The sequence below is a fragment of the Polaromonas sp. AER18D-145 genome (genome assembly GCF_002379095.1).
GTDB lineage: Bacteria > Pseudomonadota > Gammaproteobacteria > Burkholderiales > Burkholderiaceae_C > Polaromonas.
This window is the reverse complement of sequence record NZ_NBZV01000111.1, coordinates 1-1,331: the sequence shown is the minus strand read 5'-3', so window position 1 is coordinate 1,331 and position 1,331 is coordinate 1. Positions and strand designations below refer to the sequence as shown.

Here is a 1,331-nt window from a genome sequence, read left to right as displayed (position 1 = left end):
TCAGTAGTGTCCCAACGTTCTTCAGAGGAGAGCGAGCTGATCGGGCTCGAAATCCGGGTCTGAATCCGGCGATGGTGGCGTAAGTAGTTGATTTATAGGGATAGTTTCAAACATGGACAGGTTCAAGATCTGTAGGATTTCATACAGGCTGTGATGGTCAAGATGCAAACGCTTCTTCGCAATGGCAATCAGCAAGTAGGTCGATATGGCAATCCAGATCTGCGTCTTCACCGCGTTCTCGCTGGTGCCGAAGAACACCTTGATGCGCAGGTGTTGCTTGATCCACTTGAAGAACAATTCCACCTGCCAGCGCTGGCGGTACAGATCGGCAATCAACTCTGGCTTCAAGGTGAAGTTGTTGGTCAGAAACACCAGGCGTTTTCCCTTGTCGTCTTTGGCCACCACCCGGCGCAGCGTCGTGGGGTAATCCTTGCTCGAAAGATAGGTCGTCAGAACGCCCGTCTGATCGCAGATCACCGTCGTATTGATCCGGTCCACCGGATGCGAGTAGCGCCGTTTGAATTTGGGGTTGCTCTTGGCGCGAGTCACAAAGAAGGCCTTGGCCTCGTGAATCACGAACAGGCGGGAAAAATCCAGATAGCCCCGATCCATCAAGTAGAACGCCCCCGGCTCCAGCACCAGATCGTCCAACACATTGACCTCGTGCGTCTTGCCGTCGGTGATGTGAATGAAACTGGGGATGTTGCCTCTCAAGTCCAGCAGCGTGTGCAGCTTGATGGCGGCCTTGGTCGAGCGAAACGGAGCCCACGCAAACACCGACAGACAAAGATCGATGGTGCTGGCGTCGAACGCATAAACCGCCGCGTCGAGCGCCAAGCCAAAGGGCTCCGTGGCGTACAGCGGGCGTGCAAGGGCAATCAGGTGCTGAGCAAAGTCGGCGTAGATTTGCCATGGGCGCGTGGCGTTCGCATTGGCCAGCGTGTTGCGCGAAATCGTCTGGCAGCGAAACCCCATGTGGTACAGCCGTCGAGCCTGAGCGCGCAGGTTGACTTCGATGTCGCGCAAGGACTCGCGGTAGGTCAACTGGGCGAAGGCCATGGCGAAGAACTGGTCCAGGCAAGAGAAGTCCTTGACCTTGTGCTCGCCTCGGTGGTCGGCCACACAGCGGCGAAACGTGCTCAGTGGCAGGTAGAGCATGAGTTGCGCAAATACGAGCTTGCCTTGGTGCATGGCGGTTTTGGGCGGAAATCCGCAAAAAACCGACAGTCTGACTTTCGACGTTCAAATCGAGACCAGACTGAAATGCCAAATTCAACAAGTAAATCATTAACTTACGACGTCCTGGTGTGCAAACGTTGGGACACTACTGA

The 1,331-nt window shown here is 55.3% G+C and carries 1 protein-coding gene; it reads right to left on the bottom strand.

The annotated features are described in order from the left end of the window. Positions 1 to 21: 21 nt before the first annotated feature. A complete protein-coding gene (locus B7G52_RS23070; RefSeq protein WP_096699987.1) occupies positions 22 to 1,191 on the bottom strand; it encodes an IS4 family transposase in 1,170 nt (389 codons plus the stop codon). Between the last annotated feature and the right edge of the window lie 140 nt (positions 1,192 to 1,331).